This is a genomic window from Sphingomonas sp. SFZ2018-12, assembly GCF_022496715.1.
Lineage (GTDB): Bacteria > Pseudomonadota > Alphaproteobacteria > Sphingomonadales > Sphingomonadaceae > Sphingomonas.
The window spans coordinates 1,044,228-1,069,105 of sequence record NZ_WTFM01000001.1 but is presented as its reverse complement, the minus strand read 5'-3'; the positions used below and the strand labels follow the sequence as shown (position 1 = coordinate 1,069,105).

The 24,878-nt window shown below is 62.8% G+C and carries 23 protein-coding genes; 17 read left to right on the top strand and 6 right to left on the bottom strand.

What is annotated here, in order from left to right:
* Positions 1–10: 10 nt before the first annotated feature.
* The 3 genes from GO308_RS04905 to GO308_RS04895 are packed head-to-tail and all read right to left on the bottom strand — an operon-like array spanning position 11 to position 6,929.
* Entirely contained in the window at positions 11–3,172 is a 3,162-nt protein-coding gene (locus GO308_RS04905) for a UvrD-helicase domain-containing protein (protein WP_240884197.1), read from the bottom strand.
* The gene (locus GO308_RS04900; protein ID WP_240884196.1) at positions 3,165–5,879 is read right to left on the bottom strand and encodes a PD-(D/E)XK nuclease family protein; all 2,715 of its coding nucleotides are present in this window, start codon (positions 5,877–5,879) and stop codon (positions 3,165–3,167) included. The genes GO308_RS04905 and GO308_RS04900 overlap by 8 nt, the downstream gene beginning before the upstream one ends.
* A gap of 57 nt (positions 5,880–5,936) precedes the next feature.
* Positions 5,937–6,929: a WYL domain-containing protein gene (locus GO308_RS04895; RefSeq protein WP_240884194.1), complete on the bottom strand. Its 993-nt coding sequence runs from the start codon at positions 6,927–6,929 to the stop codon at positions 5,937–5,939.
* A gap of 104 nt (positions 6,930–7,033) precedes the next feature.
* On the opposite strand from GO308_RS04895, the gene GO308_RS04890 reads away from it, so the two are divergent.
* Entirely contained in the window at positions 7,034–9,109 is a 2,076-nt protein-coding gene (locus GO308_RS04890) for an AAA family ATPase (protein WP_240884192.1), read from the top strand.
* A 21-nt stretch (positions 9,110–9,130) separates the two neighbouring features.
* On the opposite strand, the gene GO308_RS04885 is transcribed toward GO308_RS04890, so the two are convergent.
* From GO308_RS04885 to GO308_RS04875, 3 genes are read right to left on the bottom strand one after another with little or no spacing between them, the layout of a single operon-like run.
* A complete protein-coding gene (locus GO308_RS04885; protein ID WP_240884190.1) occupies positions 9,131–9,823 on the bottom strand; it encodes a HEPN domain-containing protein in 693 nt (230 codons plus the stop codon).
* 48 nt (positions 9,824–9,871) lie between these two features.
* Positions 9,872–10,111, bottom strand: a complete 240-nt coding sequence (locus GO308_RS04880) for an AlpA family phage regulatory protein (RefSeq protein WP_237229944.1) — start codon at positions 10,109–10,111, stop codon at positions 9,872–9,874.
* A gap of 45 nt (positions 10,112–10,156) precedes the next feature.
* Positions 10,157–10,618 (bottom strand): hypothetical protein, encoded by a 462-nt coding sequence (locus GO308_RS04875; protein ID WP_030089677.1) that lies wholly within the window; start codon positions 10,616–10,618, stop codon positions 10,157–10,159.
* A gap of 350 nt (positions 10,619–10,968) precedes the next feature.
* On the opposite strand from GO308_RS04875, the gene GO308_RS04870 reads away from it, so the two are divergent.
* The 16 genes from GO308_RS04870 to GO308_RS04795 are packed head-to-tail and all read left to right on the top strand — an operon-like array spanning position 10,969 to position 24,878.
* Positions 10,969–11,298 (top strand): hypothetical protein, encoded by a 330-nt coding sequence (locus GO308_RS04870; protein ID WP_011445803.1) that lies wholly within the window; start codon positions 10,969–10,971, stop codon positions 11,296–11,298.
* Positions 11,299–11,324: 26 nt separating this feature from the next.
* Entirely contained in the window at positions 11,325–11,612 is a 288-nt protein-coding gene (traL, locus tag GO308_RS04865) for a type IV conjugative transfer system protein TraL (RefSeq protein WP_020819170.1), read from the top strand.
* Positions 11,613–11,623: 11 nt separating this feature from the next.
* Positions 11,624–12,196 carry a type IV conjugative transfer system protein TraE gene (locus GO308_RS04860; protein ID WP_067402164.1) on the top strand — a complete coding sequence of 191 codons (573 nt, stop codon included), beginning with the start codon at positions 11,624–11,626 and terminating at the stop codon, positions 12,194–12,196.
* Positions 12,196–12,954, top strand: coding sequence for a type-F conjugative transfer system secretin TraK (locus tag GO308_RS04855; RefSeq protein ID WP_240884188.1), 759 nt, complete (start codon positions 12,196–12,198; stop codon positions 12,952–12,954). The genes GO308_RS04860 and GO308_RS04855 overlap by 1 nt, the downstream gene beginning before the upstream one ends.
* A complete protein-coding gene (locus GO308_RS04850; protein ID WP_240884186.1) occupies positions 12,947–14,287 on the top strand; it encodes a TraB/VirB10 family protein in 1,341 nt (446 codons plus the stop codon). The genes GO308_RS04855 and GO308_RS04850 overlap by 8 nt, the downstream gene beginning before the upstream one ends.
* Positions 14,284–15,198 (top strand): DsbC family protein, encoded by a 915-nt coding sequence (locus GO308_RS04845; RefSeq protein ID WP_240884184.1) that lies wholly within the window; start codon positions 14,284–14,286, stop codon positions 15,196–15,198. Before GO308_RS04850 ends, GO308_RS04845 begins: the two co-directional genes overlap by 4 nt.
* Positions 15,199–15,202: 4 nt before the next feature.
* The gene (locus GO308_RS04840; protein WP_240884178.1) at positions 15,203–16,012 is read left to right on the top strand and encodes a conjugal transfer protein TraV; all 810 of its coding nucleotides are present in this window, start codon (positions 15,203–15,205) and stop codon (positions 16,010–16,012) included.
* Positions 16,012–18,555 (top strand): type IV secretion system protein TraC, encoded by a 2,544-nt coding sequence (gene traC, locus GO308_RS04835; protein ID WP_240884176.1) that lies wholly within the window; start codon positions 16,012–16,014, stop codon positions 18,553–18,555. Before GO308_RS04840 ends, traC begins: the two co-directional genes overlap by 1 nt.
* Positions 18,556–18,584: 29 nt before the next feature.
* On the top strand, positions 18,585–18,977 hold the full coding sequence (locus tag GO308_RS04830; protein ID WP_240884168.1) for a hypothetical protein: 393 nt from the start codon (positions 18,585–18,587) through the stop codon (positions 18,975–18,977).
* Positions 18,974–19,381 (top strand): type-F conjugative transfer system protein TrbI, encoded by a 408-nt coding sequence (locus GO308_RS04825; RefSeq protein ID WP_240884165.1) that lies wholly within the window; start codon positions 18,974–18,976, stop codon positions 19,379–19,381. The genes GO308_RS04830 and GO308_RS04825 overlap by 4 nt, the downstream gene beginning before the upstream one ends.
* A complete protein-coding gene (locus tag GO308_RS04820) occupies positions 19,368–19,892 on the top strand; it encodes a S26 family signal peptidase (protein WP_240884163.1) in 525 nt (174 codons plus the stop codon). The genes GO308_RS04825 and GO308_RS04820 overlap by 14 nt, the downstream gene beginning before the upstream one ends.
* Positions 19,889–20,536 (top strand): type-F conjugative transfer system protein TraW, encoded by a 648-nt coding sequence (gene traW / locus GO308_RS04815; RefSeq protein ID WP_346768996.1) that lies wholly within the window; start codon positions 19,889–19,891, stop codon positions 20,534–20,536. The genes GO308_RS04820 and traW overlap by 4 nt, the downstream gene beginning before the upstream one ends.
* Complete coding sequence (gene traU / locus GO308_RS04810; RefSeq protein WP_144901124.1) at positions 20,533–21,561, top strand: conjugal transfer pilus assembly protein TraU; 1,029 nt, start codon at positions 20,533–20,535, stop codon at positions 21,559–21,561. Before traW ends, traU begins: the two co-directional genes overlap by 4 nt.
* A complete protein-coding gene (gene trbC, locus GO308_RS04805) occupies positions 21,558–22,322 on the top strand; it encodes a type-F conjugative transfer system pilin assembly protein TrbC (RefSeq protein ID WP_240884161.1) in 765 nt (254 codons plus the stop codon). The genes traU and trbC overlap by 4 nt, the downstream gene beginning before the upstream one ends.
* Positions 22,319–24,046: a conjugal transfer protein TraN gene (locus tag GO308_RS04800; RefSeq protein ID WP_240884153.1), complete on the top strand. Its 1,728-nt coding sequence runs from the start codon at positions 22,319–22,321 to the stop codon at positions 24,044–24,046. Before trbC ends, GO308_RS04800 begins: the two co-directional genes overlap by 4 nt.
* Positions 24,027–24,878 (top strand): conjugal transfer protein TraF, encoded by an 852-nt coding sequence (locus GO308_RS04795; RefSeq protein WP_240884152.1) that lies wholly within the window; start codon positions 24,027–24,029, stop codon positions 24,876–24,878. Before GO308_RS04800 ends, GO308_RS04795 begins: the two co-directional genes overlap by 20 nt.

Sequence of the window (24,878 nt, the reverse complement as noted above, 5' to 3'; positions counted from 1 at the left end):
AGCCCGGACTTCAGAATCCACGACCGACCGTCAATTCACCAGTCTCTGTCCAGAACACGGCCGCCCCATGCACAACCTTGCCTCCCCTTTGGCTGACGGCGTCGATGTAGGCTGCTAGCTGTGGCCAATAGCTTTCGAAGCGGGCTGCGTGGTCAGCAATCGGGCCACTCTTATGGTCAACAATCATGAACCCATCCGTCCCCTCCGCGATAAGATCGACAATGATGCTCTGACGTCCTCCATCTGGCAGTGCGATGTCGATTGGCTGTTCGATATGCAGGCGCGGATAGCCAAGCTCCGTGAGGATCTGACAAAGTGCTTGAGCCTGTTGTCCGAGAAGCTCGACCTCAGCGCCGGATACTCGGCAATGCTGGCTTACCCTGCCCCGCAGATCGGGTCGGCATAGCAGGATCCGCAATGCCTCGTGGACTGCAGTTCCCTTATCCGTTGCCTGTGCGAGATCCGATCCGGTGAGCCGCACACCCGCTGAAATCGGCCGGGTCTCAATTTGCGAAGGCAGCGGCCGAGTGGTGGCGATTGTCTGGGAGGGACTGATGACCGGGGTAAGCTGGCCGATAGCTCGCCTTTCAATGGCAAACCTGGGTTCGCGGTCACTGCTCGCCAACCAGACTGTGCCTTCCATATCGAATGATGCCGGGATCTCCTTGTCACAGACAGTCATGCGTGACGGGAAGTTCGCCGAACCGACAGTGATCTGATTGCCCTGCAATTTGATGCCACAGGCGTCGTTCAAAAGACGGCGTGCCGTAATCGGCAAGGGCGGCTCGACCTTCTCGTCGTCCTGCGGCCATTCGATGATCAGGCGATCACGCGCACGGGTCAGAGCGACGTAAAGCAATCGGCGCGCTGTTTCTTCACTCTCGGGATAGAGCTCATGGAGAAAGCGGGCCGTCGCCTCTGGCGCAGCAAAATCAGGAGCATAGGCAAGTGTCGCCTGTTCGATCACATGATCGAGGTCGTCGAATCCAGGAAACTTTGTGCTGAATGTCCCAGCACGAGGATCAAGCTTGTGGTCCAGACCGCAGACAACCACGACCGGCCACTCCCGCCCCTTCGAGGCGTGCCAGGTTACAATCTCGATGCCATCGGCCTCCGCGCCAGCGGGATTCGGACGGAGATCCTCACCCTTCAAGCCGACCTTGTTCTCGAGCCACCCAAGGAAAACGTTGGCACTCTGGCCATAGAAACCGGAGGCTTCGCGCATATCCCGGTGTGCATCCAAGAATGCCGCCGCTTCAGCCTCGAAGCGAAGAAGGTCCGCTCTCATTTGGGCGGGATCGTCAAGCCGGTCACACCAGTCTCGCAGCCCGGCAACCTGAATCACCTGATGGACCAGTCTGTCCACCGGCGTCGCAAGCGAGTCAGGCCAAAGTCCTTGCAATGCCATGAGTTCTGGTGTCGCAATCCGACCGTCGCAGGCCAGAGCGCCAAGAGCATCGCCGAGCGGCGTTGCGCCCGGGCCGAGCGTTGCCGTGCAGATCGCTGCATGGTTGTCTGCCGGATCCACGGCGAAGCGAAGCGCGAAGCATGCTGCCTGAACGATCTTGCTTTGCCACCAGCCTCCTTCCGCAACGCGGACCGGCAAGCCCAGGGCCCGCAGCGCGGCCGCATAGCTCGCGCAGTGGCTGTGCGTCGGGCACAGGATGGCAACGTCCCGGGGCTCCAGATCGCGCAAGGCCTTGGAATGCCTGTCGACGATGGTCACCCGATCATCCGTCAGCAGGGACAGGAGACGATCAGCGATGAAATGCTGGGGCTTTCCGCCGGAGCGGGCACCGCGCTTGTTGGCCAGCTCGATGACCTCCAGAGCAGTGTCGTGTCCCGAGGCATTCTGCGCGGCAAGCGCCGTATAGTCCTCACCGAAGAGGCACGGCCCCAGTGCGTTCACAAAATCCATGATGCGCGGATCAGAGCGCCAGTTCCGGTAGAGCGGGCTGGTTTCAAATTGCTGTGTAAGGGCGACAGTCAGTCGCGGATCCGCGCCCTGGAAGCCCATGATCGCCTGCTTGGTGTCGCCAACGATCAATGCGCGTTTGGCCTTGCGGGCCAGCGCCCACAGAAAGGTGAACTGGATCGGGTTGGTGTCCTGGAACTCGTCGACAATGACGCAGTCGACCTCGTCCATGATGGCGCCAAGCACGGCGGGCTTTTCATCGAGTATCCGCGCAGCGTTGGTCACCATGTCGCTAAAGTCGATGACGCCGAGCTCGCGCTTTCGGGTCTCGTAGTCCGTCATCGCCGACTGTGCGCCTTCGACGAGAGCGCGCGCATGCGAAACCGCATCCTCGAGCGGTCCGGGGTGAAAAACCAGGTTGTCAGCCGCCAGCATGACCGCAGATGCAAGATCGTCGTAGCCGTCAGGGGTCGGACTGCCGCGCATCGACAGACGCAGGCCCCGCAGCTTCTGCCACAGCCGCCAGTCTGTACCGCCGGATGCGAGCAGCTGCTGAGCCTGCTTCAGAGCGCGGAAGTTCTCGCGGAATGCTGTCTTGGCGGTGGCACTACCAGCATCGTCAGCGAGCGAGCGAGGAAAGGCCTGAAGCAAGGCATCGACAGTCTTCTGGAGCGCTGCAGCCAAAGCCTCAGATTTGCCGATAGGTGCACCGTATCCGGTCCGGATGGATGCCTCGACAAAGTCGGCCATCGCCGAATCGCTGCCTCGCGGACCGAGCGTTCGCAGCAAGGCGATGACGCCGAGCAACTTCTTGCGGAAGCTGTCCTCTGCGGTTTCGTCGGAGGAGAAGCTTCCTTGATAGCCAAGGGCGGCGAGGTTTCGGGAAAGCTCGCTCAATGCGGGATTTTCTTCGATCGAGCGACGGATCAGCAAGTCCTGCTCGTCTTCAGCGATCAGACGCTGCTGCGGAGATGAACCCGATGCGAAGGCGTGCTCGATCAGCAATCGGCGCCCCAGCCCGTGAATGGTGGAGACATAAGCTCTCTCGACAGCCAGCGCTGCCGACAGATTGCTGTCCGCAATCAGAGCGCCCCGGATCCGCTGCCGCAACTCCCCGGCGGCGGCTTCTGTGAAGGTGACGGCGAGGATCTTCTCTGGGCGAACCTTGCCGTCCCTGACCCATTGGGTGAGGGTTTCCTGGATATGGTGCGTTTTGCCAGCCCCGGCGCCTGCGGGCACAATCGAAAGTTCAGTCATCGAGTTCGTCCGGGAGGATTACAGAAGGAGCGGTATCGTCACGCATGAATGCGGTGATCAACGGACTGTCTTCGAGAGCGTAAGTGCCAAGTGCGGCGGCTTTCTGGAAGAATTTGGCGTCTGCCGTGGTGTTCGTTTCGAGCCGGCCAGCCTTGAGGGCGTCGAATCTCGCCGAAATCAGAGCAAGTGCATTCACGGCGATGTCACCTGCGACGAGTTCGACATCAGTGCTGTCAAACACCTCGATGCCATTGAGAAGGACGTTGCCGTCGTTGAGCGTGTGATAGGCAACCGCCGGCTGTTTGGACCAGCCGTTCAAGGTCTCGCCAATGCGAACGACAGCTTCGTGGCTGCGCTCATCGATCCGAACGGTCATGCGCCGATAGAGATCGACCTGGAGGTCCCAGCCCTTCTGCAAGCGCTGTCTGCGGGTTCCGGAGCTGCTCCTCTTGTAATCGACGACGATCGGCTGCCCATCGGGAAGGCGAAGCAGGCAATCCGCTTTGCCATGTACGGGATGGTCAAACAGAGTTCCGGAGAGCCAGAATTCGTTGCCCACGATCTCGGCGTCGAGGGATTTCAGTACCATCGACCAGTGCTTGGCGGACTTGGTGATTTCCGCCTCCAGCGTGTTGCGTTCGACAGCCCAGGCCGACGTCTGCAGGAACGGCGCAATTGCACGAATGCGTTCCAGAAGAAGCTCGGGCACCTTTTCTTCGATCACTTCGTCGGACGGGTGGTCCTTGCCCGGCGGGAAGAGGCGTTCGAATACCTCGTGGGCGAGAGAGCCGCGCAGCATGACGTCAAGCGCTTCCGGCTGCCAAGAGACGTGCTCGGCGCCGAGTTCAGCCAGGACCCAGGCCAGCGGGCTGATGAGGAGCTTTTCAAGCCGGCTCGGGCTCTGCGCTCTCGGGGTGCCATCATCCTTCTTGCGCAGGCTCAGGAGATCGAGATCAAACTCATAGTGCGTTGGCACTTCGACGGGCTCGAGGGGGTCGAGCACTAGCCGCGGCTTCCAGGCCACCAGCCTGTCCCAAATCGTACCTTCACTATGCGTGAGCGGTACGACCAAAGATTCAGGATCATCTATGCCGGTGATGAGCCGGGAGATGAGTGGCAAACTTGACGAGGCGGAGAGAAAGCTGCCGCTGCGATCGCGTTCTGACAGGAGGAATATGACCTGGTCACTTGCGGCTCCAATCTGCCGCGCGAAAAGGTCGAGCGATGCATCGAGCTGCTTGGCCTGGGACGGGAGCTGCAAGCCGATCGTATTTGTGATCGCCTCAACCTCGCTGTCGAGGAAGAACGGATTCCCCGAAGGCGGGGGCGGATAGGCACCGTCGTTGAAGCCGAGGATGAGAAGTTTGCGAAACTGCCGCTTAGGCATTTCATGCGCCAACATGACCGAGATACCGCCCAGGTAGTAAGGTCCACGTGGGCAAGGCGGTGCCTGGTATGCTGCGGCCAATTGGATCGCCTTTTCAAGTTCCGCTTCGGCGGCATCATTGGCGTTGCCGAGGGCGGCCAAAAGGCGCGAAGCTAGCTGCTTCGCCTCAGCGACGTCGGACGCAAGCAACTCGTCCTCACTGAGCAATCGCAGGAAGGAACGGATTTGCTCCTTGAGCTGACCGTTCGTCGTAGGTGACGCTGACCGGATCAGCGAGAAGAGCGCAGCCTGCTTTCCGTTCAAGTCTTGCACCAACATCGGCTGAAAATCGCCGGCCATGACCGCATTTGCCAAGGCCGATCCAACATCCGGGGACCAGCACAGAACGGGGGAACAGTATAGCGAGGCGAGCGCCATGGCGGGGGCAGGCCGCCGCCTGCACTGCAGGAAATGCAGGAGCGCTTCACTCCCAACATTTCTTCGATCCGGCGCAGCAGGAAGCGATGATGCCGTAAGGCCCGCCTTCGCGAAGGCTTCCGACAGGTAATGCGTATACTCCGGCCCCGATGGCAGGATGATGCCGATCTCGCTCGCCGACAAAGTTCGATCCTCGGCAAGCCAGCGCTGGATGATGGCGGCGGCGGCTTCGCATTCCGTGAGTGCATCGCGGACGGAACAAACCGCGAGGCTGTCGTCCATGGGTACCGTTGGCGCCGACGGATCAAGCAGATGCCTTTGGACATGCCCGGCGAGGATCGATTCAGGCGCTCGGCACGTCTTGGGGGCCGAGACCAGGCGGACGTAATCAATATCGCCCTCGTCCAGCTTGCCGTGGTGACTTTCGAGATGCTCGAGCACAGCGCGCTCGAGAGATGTCAGCTGGGTGCTATTCCGATCCCAGATCACCTGAAGCGACTGCAACGCATCGCCTGCCTCACAGGCGAGGAATGCCTTCAATATCGCCAATTCGGACGGAACGATTGCTGGATTACCAAACCAAAGATCCCGTAGCGCCTCGATATGGGTGCGCGCCCTCTCGCCAGTTGCCAGGGCCTCGGTCGCAATGGATCCAGGCTCGAGGTCCCGCGTGGCCATCATCAGATGGCGCAACATTGCGGCAACAGCCGCGGCTGTCTGTTCGGGGGCGACAGTAAAACTCTCCGCCCATGGGGCATCCTTGCTCTGCGCTTCAAGAACCTCGCGCAGCGGCATCTCGGCACAATGAGGCAAGGCATAGAGGCTCGCCAGGAGCTGCGGACTGAGCGGCATGCAGCTCGCAAATGGCGCGTGGCCGATCCGCAGATGGCAGTTCTCAAACATTCAAACTAATCCCCCGACGACTGTCACACCGCGCCCAACACGCTCTCTGCCCATCAGCTACGACAATTTCGGTCGCAACATTTCCTGAGCCGCCGCGAGCCGCTGCTCCATCGTGTCCTGCAATGCCGCTGGCCCCTCGATCACCAAATCGCCCGCCCATCCAAACAGGTGATTGGCGAGCTCAAAGAGCCCTCCGGATCGAAATCGCACCAGCAGCTCCTCGCCATCATCTTCGAATTGCTGATGCGGGTGGAACCGCCATGCCCGCGCTCGCTCGACCGCATGCGGGCGGACCCGCAGCACAATATCGTGATCTTCCTCTTGCCAGATGCCGAAGCTGCGGGACATCCAGGCGTCGAGATCCCAATCATCCGGTGGGCAACCGACGATCCCGCTATCTCGAACGTTGCTCATGCGATCGAGCCGAAATGTGAATGGGGGATCATCCCGGTCAGGCATTTTGCCAAGCAGATAGGTGATGGGGCCATGGATCAGGCCGTATGGGATGACCCGCCGCCATGCTGGCGCAGCAGCCCAATCTGGCTGATAATCGAAATCCACACAATGGGCGGCAAGGATCGCTGACTGGATCGTTGTCAGATCCTCGGGCGAAGCGATGACGGCTGGCCCTGCCGCAACGCGGGATCGCTGCAACCGGGTGAGCAGATCGAGGTCATTGTCCAGCCGGCGCCGCTCAGCGCTGTCAAAGGCGATCTTGATCTTGGAGAGCAGCTTCTCAAGCGCTTCGGTGTTGGCTGTGCCCTCGATCCGCCCGGCTTCGACCACTGCCTGGAGCGCGGCGACTTCGGCAGCGTTTGGCCTAGCATAGGCCCGGCCCGGGCTATCCTTGATCCTGAATCGTTTGATGCGCCCATCGACGGCTTCGTCCAAGTCGAAATGAATGAGTATGACGTTGCGAAGTCGCTCGACAGTTCGGCGATTCACCCCAAGCAATGCAGCCATCTCATCGAGCGACAAGCCTTCGATGCTTTGCGTCAACGCATGCACGAGTTTGAGTGTACGATCGAGGTTACTGAGGCGCTTTGTCATTACAGCCACTGCTAACTGCCTGTCCTGCAAGCGCAAGTCGCATCACGCACAACCCCCAAGTTATACGACCATATTTGTCGCACCTCTGTGTTTGAAATCTCCACATGGAACCAGAACTCAGGGAGATTGCGCGCAAGATGGCACGTCAAAGGGCAGCACAGGCGGAATTCAGCCAGAGCGAGCAGGGTGAAGCAACGCATTTCGCTCACGCTGCTGCGCGCGTTTTGCAGGCGTTGAGTGTCAATCAGGTCAAGCGGTGCGGCGAGGATCTGATCGACTTGATTGACCGCGAGGTGCCTGTTGCTGCGTTAAACAAGCTCACCAATCGGGAAAAGCCTTCAGTGGCGGAAATGCGGGCTGTCGCTCGGCAATTGGCAGCGAAGCGCGCCGTGCCAACCCAGTTGGACAGCGTGTTTGCATGGGTCGGCGAGCTGTTCGGCCTCGATTCCGCTGAGGTCACCATCCTCAGCATCTTTGCCCGCTGGGGAAAATTTGACTGCTGGCGAGAGCTCGTGCGCCGGGCACCCATCTCATGCAGCAACCTCACCCCGAGTGCTGTCGCCCAACTCTCCGGTCTCGCCGGCAACACCGTCGACCGAAAACTGATGCCCGGTGCACAGCTGTTTTCCTCGCGCCTGCTGCATGACGACCGCGACGGAGAATACAGCCTGAGCCCCCTGCTCAGGCGCCTCATTCGGGTCCACGCGGAAAGCCGGACCGAGATGCTACGCTGGCTCATGCCCGAACCGGAGCGAGGGGGATTGCTCTGGCATGACTTCGAGCACCTCGATCCATTGCGGAGTATCGCTCTCAAAGTCCTCACGAGCAAAGAGCCTGTCAGCATCTTGCTGTTCGGGGAGCCGGGCACCGGCAAAACCGAGTTTGCGCGCACCCTTGCCACAGAGGCCGGAAGCGGCGCGATCTTTGCCGGTTTGAGCGACGATTTCGGCAACGAGCCCGATCGCTCTGAGCGCCTCGATCATCTGATGATCTTGCGGGCGATGTGCCGTCATCACCGCGACAGGGTCATCGTCGTCGATGAAGCCGACGATGTCCTGATGATGAGCGAGCGCAAAGGCAGTTCCAAGCAATGGATTAACCGTCTCGTCGAAGCACCGCAGGTTCCCACGATCTGGATCGTCAACCAGCGTTCGCGATTGGACCCCGCCGTCCTGCGACGCATGACCCTTGCGATCGGCTTCGATCGCCCGCGTCTGGCCGTGCGAGAGCGAGTAGCCCAAAGGTCCGCTGAAGCCGCATCGGTTGACCTCAGCGATGCTGAACTGCGTGATATTGCTTGCCTGAAGGCGCCCCCTGCCGTGGTGGCTGCAGGTATGAAGGCTGCCCATCTTGCCAATGGCGGGGCAGATGTCGCGAAGACTGCGATCCATAGCGTCATGCGCGTTCTGGGACAGTCCTGCACGCCGGAAGCGTCCGGCTGCTCAGTCTACGACCCCAATCTGTCGCGTGCGGACACGGATTTGTCTCGCCTTGCTGAGCGCCTTGCCGCCACCCCAGACCGCGGTTGGAGCCTGCTTCTGTCTGGGCCTTCAGGTACTGGCAAATCCGCTTTTGCAAGGCATCTCGCCCAGGTCATGGGATTGGAGATCGAAGAGCGGCGCTGCTCGGACCTCATGAGCCCCTATGTAGGTGAGACCGAACAGAACATCGCCGAAGCCTTTGCCAGGGCGGCAGAGCGCGGCGCACTGCTGTTGATCGACGAGGTCGACAGCTTCCTGTATCGCCGCGAGGCGGGTCAGAGGAGCTGGGAGGTCAGCCAGGTCAACGAGATGCTGGTGCAGCTCGAACACCTCCGCACTCCCTTCGTCGCGACGACCAATCTGGCCGATAACCTTGATCCGGCGACACAGCGCCGCTTCACGATCCGTTCGACGTTCAATGCCATGACACCCGCTCAGGCCAGCCAGCTTTTCAAAGCCAGATTCGGAATCGACTGGCCTTTGGAGTGGCCCATCCACCATGGCCAAACCCCCGGCGACTTTGCTGTCGTTGCGCACCGCGCAAATCTGCTGGCGGAACGAGATCCTGCTGTCCTGGTGCGCTGGTTGCGTGACGAGATTGAAGCACGCGGCGACCGCGCAAGGGGCACGATGGGGTTTCACATCCACTCGGACACTGCGCCACCCCGACGAGCAGAGCGGTTGGACGAAGCAGCATGAAACCGAGAGAAGCGACCTGCGTCAGTCGACCACAGGATAGTTCGGCATCGGCCACCTGTGTTCCGGGTTATCCATCATCAGATCGATGAAGATTGGCAGCAGGCAACCCAGAATTGAGGCACCATCCCTCACTTGATCGCGATTGACATCGCTGTTCCAGGTTGCGCCGCCATGTACCAATTGGTTCCTCAGGACATAGAGCCGATCGAACAAGATCGAGAGGATCCGCGCGGTGTCATGATCGCGCAAGGCATGCTTGATCGCGGTTCGGCTGCGTTCAAGCTTCTGCTCCCAATCCGCGTGGCCAGCGGCCCCATTCTGGTGCTGCCAGAACGGGTGATAGACATAGTGATTGTCCAGCAACAGCCGTATTTCCTGACTGAACCGCTGCCAAACAGCATCGTAGACCCGGTGGCGCGCGTCGAACTTTACCAAGGTCGAGAAGAATGCCTGGAACAGTCCGCGTTCGCCTTCCGGTGCAGAGCTACTGGCTGAAGCCTCAACATCACCGGCATAGGCCGCGTTGAACCCGATCCAGAGAAGAATGAAGCGGACGTCATGGTCCTGATCCTCAGCTTCCGCACGCCGAAGCCAGGATAGCGCGCGATGAACGCGCAGTGCCAAGGGGGTCTGAAAGCCTTCGCGCAGCGAGCGCTGCTTCTCTTTCAAGGCTTCGGGATGGAGAGAATTGCCAAGGGGGTAACGGTAAACCATTGGCACAGCTTAGCGCTGGAAATCCTAACCGAATAGATCACAGCGACATCAGCTTGGAATTTGGGAGACGGCGCGGATCCATTCATCGATCTCGGCTTCAACCCAAACTGCGCATTTCGGCCCCAGCGATCGCGATCTCGGGAACCGCCCCTCGCTCATACGCTGATAGATGGCGGAGCGGCGCAGTCCGACGCGGGCGATCACTTCCGGCAGGCGCAAAAGCCTCGCCGGCGGCGCTGCTTCGGGCGGTTGAGGCATGTGCATTTCATCTGGTGTTGCATGCGGCATTGTTGATCTCATTTGCTTGGGTTCGGTCCCCTCCGAACTCTCAGGCTACCGCGACAGTGACATCGTGATGTCTCGGCCCACGAAATCATCGATGTGCTTGGCAAGCATTCGTGCCACGAGCTGTGAGGTGCCGTTGGCCCACCGAGGCCGCAGATCCTCAATCCGTCGCCCCAGGGTCCGCTGAAGATGGACTGGGAGGCTGGTGAAGAACTCTTCGAGAAATTCGCCCATCTCGCCATGCATCCACTCGCAAGCGAGCTCTTCTTGCCCGGCAAGAGCAAGGATAATGGTCGCGCGGGGGTGCGCTCCACAGGCGGCGAGCACTAGTGCCGCTTCGTCGAGCCCGATAGGCCGCTCGCCACGCGCTACGCGAAGCAGGGTCTCGCGGTGCATCCCACATTCACTGGCAATCCTGTGGCGGGGTTTGCCGCCGGCATCGATCGCATGGGCGAGCACGCGAGCCAGACTTTGATTAGCCGGTCTGGCAACGGTGGTTGGATGGTGCATGGCTGTCTCCTTGCATCTGCACTGATGCGATTCGCAGGCATATCGCGAAGCATCCCATGTAGGAAAATGAAAAGAACATACATGGAACATCTCGTTTAGAGGCGAATCAGTTCCTCTATCCGAGTCGTCGCCAAATCCCGGCTGCCGTGACGGCGTTAACCGACACAAAAAGACTGAATTTACGTCCTTATCGTCGATTTTATGCGTTGAGCTGGAAAAGATGCGTCCGCATCCTTCCACCTCCAGACGGTATTGCCGCTGAACACTTTCCTACGAACATTTCCTAGATGCATGTGGAACACACAGCGAACGCAAGAACGCTGTGACCACCCCTCCAACCGGAGCTTCACATGCAGTCTCTCACCCTCCCCCGGCGCGCCAGCGTCAAGGGTCTCGGCAAGACCCTCAACATTGCCATCCCGGTCGCAATCGCGGCGCTTGCGGCGAGCGCCGCCTATGCCGGCGCTGACACGACCTTCACCCCTGCCCTCACGAAGTTCACCGACTTTCTGGAAGGCTCGGGCGGCAAGATCATCACGGTTCTCAGCCTCGCTGGCGGCCTGATCGGTCTGGCATCCGGGCGTTTTTCGCTCGGCCAGGTCGCCGTTCCGGTGGGTGTCGGCATCGGTGTCGGCACGGGTGTTCCGATCGTCACCTCGGTTGTGACCGCGGTCATCTGAGCGCGGCAAGGGAAGGCGGCGTCGCCATGGCAGACCCTTACATCATTCCTCGGCGGCTCGATGACCCGGAGCTTATCGGCTTCTGGACCATCGACGAGTTCGCGGGAATGCTGGCCCCCTTCACCTGGGGGATCCTCACCCAGCATATCTTTATCGGCATCATAGTCGCCTTCGGCGCCTGGTTCGCATTGCGAAAGGCAAAAGCAGGACGCGCCAGCTCCTGGGTAGCCCACGCCGCATACTGGTATCTGCCTGCAGGATTTCTGGGCCTCAAGGCAACGCCGCCTTCTCACTGCCGACTACTCGCCGGTTGAGGGGCACTTCCATGTATTCCGACATATCCCACGAACGGCAGCAATCGCTGCTGCGCCAGCGGAACCTCTTTGCGCTCACCAGTGCCGGCCTTGGCCTTGCACTGGTCGTCGCCGGGAGCCTTGCCGCCACCCGCGACCGCGAAGTGGTGCTGGTTCCGACTGTTCCCAAAGCGCTCACCGTGAGCAGTGCCGGGGTCGAGGCCGATTATCTCGAGCTCGTCACCCGCGATGCGGCCCTTGTTCTTCTCAATCGCAGTCCGGAAGGCCTCGATTACTGGATGAATGAGATCCTGAAGCTGGCAGATCCCGCAAGCTATGGCCGCCTCAAGGCCGAGCTCGTCCGGATCGTCGAAGAGCAGCGGGGCTCGGATGTCACCCAGGCATTCGTGATCCGGTCGATGACTGTCGACCCGAAAGGCCTCACCTCGGATGTGACGGGCACGCTCAAGACCTTCGTCGGCGCGCAGGTGATTGCGAGTGACGAACGCCGCTTCCGTTTCAGCTGGACTTACCGCGGCCTGCGCCTGGCGCTCTCCGGGTTTGCCCAGCTCCCCCCACAGGACAAATCGAAGGAGGCCCAGTGATGGCTTACCGAAAAGGGACCCATACACGGGGTCTACTTCTGAGCGCGGCCGCGCTGCTCGCCGTAGCAACTACCCCCGCCCATGCGGCCGACCAGTTCAAACAGGGCGCCGATGGCGCGGCGATCGAATGCAGCGTTTCAGCGCGAGAGCTGACCCGCTTCGCATTGGTCGACGACCAGTTCGCCAGCGTCTCGAAGATCTCGACCGGCACACCCTACAACGACTTTGCAGTGACCAACGAGCCGGTGCGCGGCGACATCTATGTGTCGGTGCCGGAAACTTACGCGGCACGGTCGATCAGCTTTTTCACCACCACGAAGAAGGGCTTCGTCTACAAGGTCGCGTGCCGGGTTGAGCAAATTCCGGCGACCCAGGTCTTCATCACCAACCCCGCCATCGCGAAGAACCGGGCGGCGGATTGGGAAAGCCAGACCCCGATCGAGACCAGCGCCGTCAGGCTCATCCAGGCGATGGCCAATGACCGGACGGTCGACGGTTTCGAGGTCCGCCAATCGACTGCCATACCCGCACGGGTCGGCGATCTCGAAGTCCAGCTCATCGCTGATTATCGCGGCGCCAGCCTCACTGGGAAGGTCGTCCGCATTCACAATCGCGGAGCGAAACCCGTGACGCTCGCCGAACGCGATCTCGCACCGCGCGACACGCTCGCCGTCTCGATCGCCGATCCGAAGCTTGAGCCCGGGGCCAGCACGACGGCCTTTGTTGTCGGCGCAAGCGGGGAGACCGGCAATGACTGATGCAACCCATACGCCAAGCACTGCCCCTTTGCAGGCCGAGAGCGCGGCATCGTCCGAACTTTCCGGGCTCAACGCCCGCACCGCGCGCCGTCAGAAGCTGCTGCTGGGGTCGCTGGGAGCACTCGCCCTCATCGGCGGAAGCTGGTTCATCCTTGGCGGCGACGACAAAGACAAGACCGGCGATCCCAATGCGGCGCAGACGATCGACACGGCAGGCCTGGTCAACCGCGACCTGTCGCAGCGCGAGTTCGTCGCGACCTACGGCAACAGGCTCGATGCGGTCACCCGCGAGCAGAAGGCGCTGAAGGATGGGAGCGTCCCGCGGACGGAGATCGAGGCGCAGCTCGCCGCTCTCAAGGCCGAAAACCAGGCCATGCGGGTCGATGGACAGGCCGCGATCGATGCCATCTCGGCAGAGAACGCCGAGCTCAAGACCCGGCTTGCTGCGCAGCCTGCATCACCGGCACCGGCTGTTCTGCCACCGGCTTATGGGCCGCAGGCAGGCGGCTACGACGCGCGAGCCCGTTCGTCCCAGTCAGGAGCTGCGCCCACAGGGGGTGATCCGCAGGGCGGCATGATCTCGTCGCCTGGCGAGGTGAAGTTGATGAGCTTCAGCTCCGACAAGGCAGCGACCAATGGCCTCCGCGTGGGCCGGCCCGATGCGCCACCGGTCGTCGTCGAGGATTCGCCCGATTATCTGCCGCCCAACTCCTACGCTCCGGCACGCGTAATCGTCGGCGTCGATGCCTCGGCAGGTGTCGCCAGCCAGACCGATCCGCTGCCTGTGGTGCTTCGGATTACCGGCCCTGCTCGTTCGGTGATGCAGAACGGAAGGGTGCTGACCACCCGAATTCAGGGCTGCGTCGTCAACGGCGCGGCACGCGGGGATCTCAGCAGTGAGAAGGTCTATGTGAAGCTCGCCCGCATGACCTGCGATCAGCCTGGCGGCAGGGTCGCAGTGAGCGAGGTCAAAGGCTTCATCAGCTTCGCTGGCAAGTCCGGGGTCCGCGGCCGTGTCGTAAGCCGCGAAGGCAGCCTCGTCAGCCAGGCCCTGCTGGCCGGGATCGTCGGCGGCTTTGGGCGCGGCTTCTCGGCCAATGCCAACAGCGTCTTTTCCGGCGTCACGACCAACCCCGACGGCAGTCGCTCCAAGCTATCGGCCGGCGACATTCTCGGCGGCGGGCTTGGCCAGGGTGCCGCCGATGCGGCCGACACGGTCAGCAAATACCTGATCGAGCGCGCCGAACAGTACCAACCCGTCGTCGAGATGCCGACCGGCATCGATGTCGAGATCGTGTTCCTCGACGGCGTCTACGTGAGGAACTCCCAATGATTGAAAATACTCTCCTCGAGCAGGACAATCGTCGGCGCCGCTGGTTGCGTGCCAGCGCCGGACTGGCGGCCATCATCGCCGTGTCGGCTGCGACGGGGTGGGGTGTGGCAAGCCTTGCTGCCCCCGCTGCCGCTCCGGACACGGCAAAGGTTCGAGAGGCGCTCAAGCTGCGTCTGCCCAAGACGCCGATCGACGCAATCAACTGCAAGGGCCTTGGCGGCCTGTGTGAGGTCGCGTCCAAATCGACGCTCTTCTACGTCGATCGGGCCGCAAAATATCTGGTGATCGGCCGGGTCTACGACATGGAAGCCCGTCAGGATCTGACGGCTGCCCGCTTGCTTGCCCTCAATCCGGACTTGTTGGCAGCGGGGGCAGCGCGGCGCAGCAATCCTGAAACGCAAGCGGAAGGCAGCCCGAGCGCAGCCGCAGCGTCAGCCCGGAACACCCCGCCGCGCCATGTCCCGCTCGGCAATCTTCCCGCCAAAGGCGCGATCACCTGGGGTCCTGCCAACGGTCCGCGTGTCGTCGTCTTTTCGGACTTCCACTGCGGCTATTGCAAGAAGCTCGAGGCCGAATTGAAGGCGATCGGAGCGCGGGTTGAAGAGCGGCCGATCTCGATCTTCGGGGCGGAAAGCCGGCGCGATGCCGAACGGGTGCTGTGCTCGCCGCGGCCTGAGCTGGCGCTGCATATGGCCTATTCGGGTCTCGCGCTCGCCAATCCCAAACCCTGCGACACGAGCGGTCTCGATGCCAACGAGGCCTTCGCGCGAGCCCACGGCTTTGGCGGCACCCCTGTGATCGTGCGCCCCGCCGATGGCGCCGTTCTCGAAGGCTTCCGGCCTGCCGCTGTGCTCCGGGACTTCCTGCGCGCTGGCCCCTCCCTGGCCCCCACCCCTGCTCCCAAAGGATAGACCCATGCTTTTTCCGACACGTCTCCTTGCCTGCGCCTGTCTGGCCGGCCTTGCCAGTGGCTGCGCCACGTTCGGCACAAACGTCGAGGGCGATTTCACCTGCCGCGCGCCGAACGGCGACTGCGCACCGGCTCACGTTATCGATGCCAAGGCGACGGACAATCTGTCGAACGGCACACTGCTCCATGCTGACGCGCGGCAGAGGTCAGGCGTCGTGGATGCCGACACCAGCCGCACAGCGGAACGCACCTTGCGCGTCGTCTTCCCCGCTCATGTCGATGAAGCTGGAACGCTGCATGACGAAGCGGTCGCCTGGACCGTCGTCGAAAATCCACGCTGGGCCACCGAGCTGCGCCGCAAGGCGGGCGAGGGCCAGGGCGGATCCCTGATGCGCCAGGTCCGTCGGCAGCTGAAAGCCGCTCAGATAGCCCCAGCACCGGACGGCGCGGAGGGAAACTTGAGCGTAGCTGACGAGGCGTCGCCCTTCTCGTCTGCACGCGACGACGCGGGTCAGGCTGGCGGCATCTCGGACGCCGATGCCACCAGTCCCTTCAACGAAACTTCAGATGCCTCGCCGCTGGTCCTCCCCTCCACGGCGCGCGAGGCCGTTGCCGGTGCCAAGGCACCGGCGGTCGAGGGGTTCGACACGTTGCCTCCCCCGCGTGATCGAGCCCCTCGGCCTGAGGCGGGGCAGAGCACTCCGGTGTTCCCGAGCGCAGCGGCGATTGAAGCCGCAAAGGCCGCAATCCGCCCGGCAGTCAGAAACGGCGAACAGCCGATCGTCAGCACCTCGCAGCCCAAGGAGCCCAAGTGATGGCCGAACAACTCAAGACCGTCGTCGATCGGCTGCTCAGCGGATTGCTGGGTGATGCCGAGCACGCCGACAAAGCCCGCCCGCAGCTCATGGTCGACATGCTCTCCGACTGGCTCCCCTACCGGGTCTACGATCCGGCAACCCGCCTTTACTTCAACGCACGCTCGAAGGGCTTTGTCCTTTCGGTTACGCCGCTGATCGGAGCCGACGAGCGCACCGGGGAAATCCTAGGTCAGTTCTTCTCGGAAGGCCTGCCAGCGGGCGCCTGCCTGCAGGTGCTCCACCTTGCAAGCCCGCGCATCAGCAGGATCATCGCCCCGTGGTTCGCCCCACGGTACATTCAGGGCGGGGTTTACGAGGCGATTGCCCGGCACCGGGCGCGGCGGCTCTATTCGCTCGTCTGGGAGTCTGGCTCGCCGGATGCGCCCTTCCATGCGCGGCATCACCAGGTGATCGTCTCGGTCGGGGTGCCGACCTCCAAGTCGGTCAGCAACGAGGATCTCAAGCAGACCCGCGAGGGCCTGATGGCGATGCTCAAGTCGCTCAATCTCGGCGTGGTCGAAGTCGGGCCGGAAGCGCTCATCGCTGTAATCGATGATCTGACTTCGCCCACCACCGCTCCGCAGGACGATGCGGTGCCCTACAACCCGAATGATCCAATCGCATCCCAGGCAATCCGCCACGACATCGAACTGGTGGTGGCTGAAGACCGCATGCGGCTCGTGACCGAGCGTTTCCGCCCCACTGGCAAGGTCAATGACGGCGTGCCCGAGATCGGGACCGTCTATCCCGATGCCTTCGATGTCCGGCATTTTGCCGTACGCAACATGCCATCGCGCTGGGCTCCGTGGGAATGCGCGCGGCTGATCGGCGACCTGTTCACCGACAAGCTGCGCTTCCCCTGCCCCGCTGCCACCATGCTGTGTCTCGTCTATCCGGACCAGGAGGCGGCTTCGGCGAAGGCCGGATTCAAGTTCATGCGGACGACCAGCCTCGCCGGGACCCGCAGCGCGCGGTTCCTGCCTCGGATCGGCGAACAGGCCGCCGAGTGGCAGCATGTTCAAGCCGAGCTCCAGGAAGGCCGCCGTCTCGTGCGGGTCTTCTACGGTGTCACGACCTATTCGCCGCTGGGCCAGGGCGACCGCCACGAACGCGCGATCAAATCGATCTACAAGGCGGCGGGCTGGGACCTTACCGACGAGCGCTACCTCCAGATCCAGGGGTTGCTCGCTGCGATGCCGCTCACCCTGGCTGACGGGCTCGGCGCCGATATGGAGCGGCTGAAGCGGTTCAAGACCGTGCTATCGACGACCGCTGCCAATATCGCGCCCATGCAGGGCGAGTATCTCGGCAGCGCCCACCCCCACCTGCTGTTCGTCGGGCGGCGCGGCCAGCCCTTCTTCTGGTCCCCGTTCGAGAACGAGGCCGGCAACCACAATGTCGCGATCTGCGGCAAGTCGGGATCGGGCAAGTCGGTACTGCTCCAGGAGATGTGCGCCGCGCTGCGCGGCGCCGGCGCCCAGGTTGTCGTGATCGACGATGGCCGCAGCTTCGAGCACTCGGTCAAGCTGCAGGGCGGGCGCTTTGTCGAGTTCACAATTGCAGCGGGCTTCTGCCTCAACCCGTTCTCGATGATCGATGCGACCCGCGCCGCCGAAGACGAGGACTACCGCCTCGACTGCTTCGGGATGATCAAGGCCATCGTCGGGCAGATGGCTCGCCACAGCGCGAAGCTGACGGATACCGAGCGCGGATTGATCGACCGGGCGGTCAACCTCGTCTGGGCGGAGCACGGTGCGGCTGCCACAGTCACGACCGTCGGCGAGATGCTTGCCAGTCTCGGCCATGACACTGCTTCCGACATCGCAACCGCGCTCGCCCCCTACATGGCGGGCGGAACCTACGGCGCCTTCTTCGAAGGCCAGGCAAGCCTCGACCTCGATGCGGACTTCACGGTCTTCGAGATGTCTGACCTCGCGAGCCGGGAGGATCTGCGCAGCGTCGTGCTCTCAGCCATCATGTTCATGACCAGTCAAGCCATGACGCGAAGCCCAAGGTCACTGCGCAAGCTTCTGCTGATCGATGAAGCCTGGTCGATGCTCAAGGGCGGCTCGATGGGTGAATTCGTCGAAACCTACGCCCGCACCTGCCGCAAGTATGGCGGCGCGCTGGCGACCGCTACCCAGTCGCTCAACGACTACTACAAGTCCGACGGGGCAACGGCGGCGCTTGAGAACAGCGACTGGATGCTGATCCTCCAGCAGAAGCCGGAGACGATCGCCGATTTCAAGGCGAGCAAGCGCCTCGATATGGACGATCGCACCGAGACGCTGATCCGCAGTCTCAAGCGCTCCGGGAGCGACTATTCCGAGGTGTTCATCAAGGGGCCGGAGACCGAGGCGATCGGGCGGCTCGTGCTCGATGACTATTCGGCAACGCTCTTCTCGAGTTCGCCCCAAACCTTCGCCGCCATCGATGCCGAGATCGCGCGCGGGCACCAGCTCGCCGATGCGATCGAGCGCATCGCTCATCCCAACCGCTGACACCCCATCACCAAAGGATCCCTAATTCCATGCCTCTTACCCAAGTCACCCCGTTCGACCGGACCGACCCGTCCGAAGACGAACAGCCCGTCAGCCAGCCAGTCCAGACCTTGCGCTCGCGCATGGCCGATGGCTGCTACATTCTGCTTCGCGGCTGCCTGTTTCTCGGCTCATCCTACCTGATGGCGCTGGGCCTGCCGCTGCTGTTCTTCCTGCTGTTGTCGGGCGGCAATCCCGATGCCTTCTTCGCCCATGTCGCCAATCTCGGTGACCGCTTTCTGGCGGCCGACCTCGCACGGCGCGTGACATTCCTCGGCCAGTGCAAGCTCGTTCTGATCAGTCTCGCGACGCTAGTCGTCGTGTGGCGCATGCCGCGCTTCATCCGCGACCTCGACCGCGAACTTTCGGGAGAAAAGCTGTGAAGAACATTCTGGCAACATCAAGCCTGCGGGGGCGGCTTTCAGCGATCAATCTCACCGCTGTCGTGGTCGGCGCTGGCATGGTCGGTCAGGTTCTGTGGGGTGTCTGGGCGACGGACAAGCTGCTCACCCTGGAAAAACGCGAGGTCGTCACGGTCCAGCTGAGCCGGATCATGGGCGACCTCATCGAAGCCGAAGCGCGTGCCGGTCGGCCGCCTGAAGAAACCAGACTGCGCGTCCAGGCCTACCTCAAGGCCGTGGAAGCCTCGGTACAGAAGCTCGGACGCGAAGGCCGGACAGTTCTGGTTGCCGAAGCAGTGGTCGCCGGGAGCACGCCGGACCTGACCGGGTCTGTGCGTGCCGACGTCGTGCGCCGCATGGGAGCCCTTCCCAATGCAGCCCGCTGATCTCTTGATCCGCTCAGCTTCGGCGCGCCGGCTCGTGCTTTGGGGCGGGCTCGGCGCCGGGGCACTGGCGCTCTCCTCGCTTGCCGCCTTCGCGCAGGGCCATGCGCTCATGATCAATGTGAGCCCCAGCCTGCCCTACTGGGCCATCTGGGTCACGCGGGGGGCACCCGTGCATCGCGGGGACATCATCCTGTTCGACCCACCCACCTCGCCTTTGTTGGTCAAGCATTTCGGGGCGAAGCCCAAGCCGTTCGGCAAGCGTGTGAGCGGTGTTCCGGGCGACATCATCACCGAGCAAAACCGCATCTACTTCGTCAACGGTGAGGCCGTGGCCAAGGCCAAGCTTGAGAGCCGCCTCGGCGAACCGCTGGCGCTTGGACCTACGGGGCGCGTGCCGCTGGGCTGCTATTTCGTCACCAGCGAACACAAGGATGGCTTTGACAGCCGCTATGCCGCGATCGGTTGGATCTGTGGGCCGCGCATACTCGGGGTCGGGAGGCCAATCCTGTGAGGCTCCGCACTTTGCCGGTTTGCGCCACTGCGCTGGCGCTGGCCATCGCACCACAGGCAATGGCTCGCGATTACGGCCAGCACGGCGCGGTATGGCCGGTCATTGAACCGGACCTGCTTCAGCAGATTCATGCCAGGCTCACCCAGCTTGAGAAGACCGGCGAAACGGCCCGTCTCAACGAAGAGCTGAAGCGACGGACAATCGCCCGGGTCAACCGGCCAGAGCCTGTCGCTGGCGTCACCCTCGCCTCTGCGCTGCGCAGCTGGCGCTTCGATCCGACGATCACCGTCCCGCGCGATGTTGCCGACGACAAGGGCCGGCTCATCATTGCCGCAGGCACGCGGGTCAATCCTTTGGATACCGTGCCGCTGCGCGCACCCCTCGTCTTTCTCGACGGGGACGACCCGGCGCAGCTCGCCTGGGCCACCCGCCGCTTTGCCAGCACCAAGGCGAAGCTCATCCTCGTAGCCGGTGCGCCGCTCGAACTCATGAAGGCCCGTCAGCGGCGCTTCTACTTCGATCAGGGCGGCACGCTGGTGAAACACTTTGGCATTCGCGCGGTGCCCGCAACCGTCGAGCAGCAGGGCCGCGCGCTCATCATCACCGAACAGCCCGTGCCTCTAAAGGAGCGTGCGCCGTCATGAGCAAGAAAAAACGCCTTCTGTCATGGCTTTGCGGAGCACTTCTGCTCACCAGCCTGAGCGTCGTGTCCAGTGCTCCTGCCCAGGCTGCGGCCGGCCCCGGGCGCTGCACTGGCAAGTTCGTCAATCCGATCACGGACATCTGCTGGTCGTGCCTGTTTCCGATCTCGATCGGTGGCCTGAAGATCTGGCCGTCGAGTCGTCCCGATCCCAGCAACCCGGCTCTCCCCGTTTGCCTCTGCGGTTTGCGGCCCGGCATCGCCATGGGGTTCTGGGAGCCGGTCCGGCTTGCCGACGTCAGCATGAAGCCATGGTGCTTCGTCAATCTCGGCGGGATGAAGCTCGATCCGGGCTTCGACATCGGCTTCAAGTCGATGGCGGGGCCATCGGCCGTCGGCGGCGCCACGCAGTACAACTCGCAGTGGCATGTCCACTGGTATGCCTATCCCCTGATATACTGGATGGAGATCGTCGCCGATTTCCTGTGCCTCGAGTCCGGCTCGATCGACATCCTCTACATCACCGAGATTGATCCGCTGTGGCAGGACAGCGAGCTAACCGCGATCATCAATCCCGAGGCGGTCCTCTTCGCCAATCCCTTGGCGCTTGCCGCATGTGCAGCGGACTGCGTGGCGGCAACGGCCAAGCTGCCGACCGATGAGCTGTTCTGGTGCGCGGGCTGCCAGGGCACGATGTATCCGCTGAACGGCAATGTCTCGGCAACGATCGGCCATGTGCAGGCATCGCGGCTCGCGCTCGCCCGCTTCTCCTACAAGCTCCACCGCGAACTCGTCGCTTGGGGGACGATGGGCAGCAAAGGGCTTTGCGGCAAGTACCTGATGCCGGTGATGCGCAAGCAGCAGTACCGCTTCCAGGCCACCAATCCCAATCCGCAGACCAAGGGCCGCTATGCCTGCGCGCCCATTGGTGCCTCCACCACCTTCATGTCGGCAGGCCAGGTCTATCCCGCCATTGGCGAGGACATGGGCTACCTGGTCTGGCGCAAGCGGAATTGCTGTGCGCTATGAACAAACTTCCTCATCTTCTTGTCGTCGCATCGCTTTCCAGCCTTGCTGCTTTGGCTGGCGCCTCGGCGCAGACGGCCGAACCGGACCTCGATCTGGCCGCTATCCGGGCGCGGGCCAGTGCTGGTGCCCCCGATGCCGACGCGCTGTCTGCCAATGCCCGCGCCAGAGCCGAAGCCCTTGCGCGGGAGGCGAGGACCAGCTCCGACGAGGCCGAGGCGCACGCTCGCCGCTACACGCGTGAGGCCGCCGCAAACACGAAGCCTGGTGAGGCCAGCACATTCGATTTTGACCGAATGGTGGCCGACGCCGGCGCCATGACCAGCGAAGGCATGGGCGAGGCGCCGAGGTTCATCGCTTTTGCTTCGCTATCGATGCCGCCTGCAGCGCTGCGTGCGATGATCGACGACGTGACCAAGGCTGGCGGTGTTGTTGCCTTGCGCGGGCTGCCCGGCAACAGCGTAAAGGCTCTAACCACGGCATTGGCCAAAGTTGCCAAGCCTGGCGAGCAGCTGGACGGCGTCGGCATCGACCCGCGGCTGTTCCGCGCCTTCGGGATCGAGGCGGTTCCCACCTACGTCGTCACCAGCAGCGACTTCGATCTATGCGACGGGTTCGACTGCCGGACGCAAGTTCCGCCGCACGACCGGATGAGCGGCAATGTCAGCGCAGCTTACGCGCTCGAGACCTTCGCGCGCGGCGGCGGCCCCGGCGCTTTGCTCGCCGCCCAGCACCTCGCCCGTCTTGAAAGGCAGGTTCCATGAAACGATCGGTCCTATCTTTGGCTGGCGTGGGCGGGCTTCTTCTCGCCCTCGCCGGCCCGCTCTACGCCCAGACCACAACCGATGCTGCCAAGGCCGACGGCAAGGCTTTCGGGCGGGACAAGGCAGCCTCGGCGCAAAGCGCGGCAACGACGAACCCGGATGCAAGCCGCATTCCCAATTTCGGCGGCACGCCAAGCCAGTCGGGTTACTTCGACGATCCTGACCGGATGAGCCGCGAAGCGGCGAGCCAGGCGACGACCAACACTGGCTACAAGGCCATGCGGGATTCGATGGACCGGCGCGCCCGGTTTGCGCCGCAGGATCTCGATGCAACGATCGCGCGCAGCAATGTGATCAGCGATGACCCGCTCGCCTATACGAGCGGAATGGCCATCAGCGGCTCGCAGGGGCGCTGCGTGCCCCTGCCGCCTGCCAGCGGAACCGCGGCGCGTTACATGGCGACCTGCAATGTTGGCTTTACCGCGACACAGGAAACACGGACCTGCCCCGTGACGTTGACCGCACGTGTCGAGCAGCCGCAGGTCTACGGCTACTATTGCGTAGGCGGCAGCGGTGTGGACCCGGCTTCGGTCTACAATTGCAACCGCTACCCAGCGCCGCAATGCACTGTCACGCAGTCCTATCCGATCAATCTGTGCGACCCTTATTTCGGGATCTACTGGGGCTGTAACTCGGGCGATCTGAGGGTCGATCTCGTCAGTTGCACGGCGCCGGTCGATGGCGGCACGCCCTACACGGTGACAGGCGAGAACGTCGTCACGACCACGCGCGATGAAAGCCAGTGTGCTGGTCTTGCGGCTGATACCTCGTGCCAGCAGGACACCGAGACGTGCACGGACAGCGATCCGGTGACCCGCATCGTCGATGGCATCGCCGTGACGCAGCCGTGCTGGGCGTGGAGCCGCAGTTACAGCTGCGCGCAGTTCACCGAGGCACAGGACTGCCAGACACTTGAAGCCACTCCCGGCTGCAAGCTGGTGCGCGAAGACTGCCTCGCGGGCGAGCCCTGCCGCACTTGGGAGCGGGTCTATGATTGCCCGGTTCCAGACCAGCCTGCAACGACCGGCCAGTTCATCTGTGACGGCGACGTCTACTGTATCGATGGCTCGTGCGAGACCATCCAGCGCGAGGCCAACGACGAGTTCAAGGACGCGGCCGTCGCCTTGAACGCGATGAACCAGGCGCGCCGCGAATTCGATCCGGACAACCTCACTCTGTTCAAGGGGACCCGCGAAAGCTGCTCGTCCAAGGTCTTCGGCGTGCTCAACTGCTGCAAGGGCAAGGGTTTCCCGCTTATCCCGGGCATCCAGCTGCTTGTGGCGCTGGGCTGCAGCCGCGAGGAGATGCTGCTGCATCAGAAGGATGCGCAGGGCCTGTGCGCCTACGTCGGCACTTATTGCTCGTCCTCCTTCCTTGGCGTGTGCCTGACCAAGCGCAAGGTCTACTGCTGCTTTGAATCCAAGCTCTCGCGGATCCTGGAGGAACAGGGCCGCCAGCAGCTGAACAAGCCCTGGGGCAAGCCGAAGACCGAGCAATGCCAGGGCTTCACCATCGACGAGTTCGCCCGGCTCGACCTCTCGAAAATGGACTTCAGCGAGGTCTACGCCGAGTTCACCGACGCTGCTCGCCTGCCTGACGAGCTGCAGGCCACCCAGGACATCCAACAGAAGATCGAGGACTACTATGCCCGCGCCCGCCAGTAAGGCCGCGTGGCGGCTGCTCGCCGCCTGCGCGATTGCCAATTCCGTTTGCCAGTTTTCTCCGGCGACCGCCCAGCCCGTCGTAAGCCGTACCGATGCGCCGCCCAGCGCACAATCGGCCGAGCGCCAGGATAGCTTCTATTGCGAGGAGCGGCGGCTCGGATACTGGTTCTACTGCGAGCGGCCCAAGACGCCGGAGCAGAATTCGCCCTCGCCAGCACCTACGTCCAGCGCGACCAGCCAACTTGACGCGATCACGGCGACGTTGCGCGAACTGAAGGCCAAGGCGATCCTCGAGCCGACGCCAGCAAATGTGACGGCCTATATCCGCTTCCAGCGCGCCCAGCTCGACCGGGCATCGCTCTTCAGCGACGTCTGGCAGCGGGCGATCTGGCAGGATCCCGAGCTCGACTACACGCTGCAGCGCCCGGTCTCGACGCTTGGCAAGCGCCAGTGGCAGGATTCGCGAAGCGCGGAACGGAACGCCGCGATGGCCCAGCTTTCCGAGCGTTACGGGCTGTTCTACTTCTTCGCCCAGAGCTGCGGCGCTTGCGAAGTCATGTCGCCGATCGTGCAGAGCGTTGCCTCGACCTGGCATATCGCGGTGCGCGCGATTTCGACCGATGGCGGCCCGTCGCGGCATTTCCCGAACTACACGGTCGAGACCAACCAGCGCAGCCGCATGGGGCTCGAGCCCAAGATCACGCCAGCGGTCGTGCTCTGGGACGCGCGGACCGGCCGCCCCATTCCGATCGGCTACGGCGTCATGAGCGCCGACGAGCTTCAGGACCGGATTTACCTCCTCACATCGAAGGAAGCTGGACGTGACTACTAG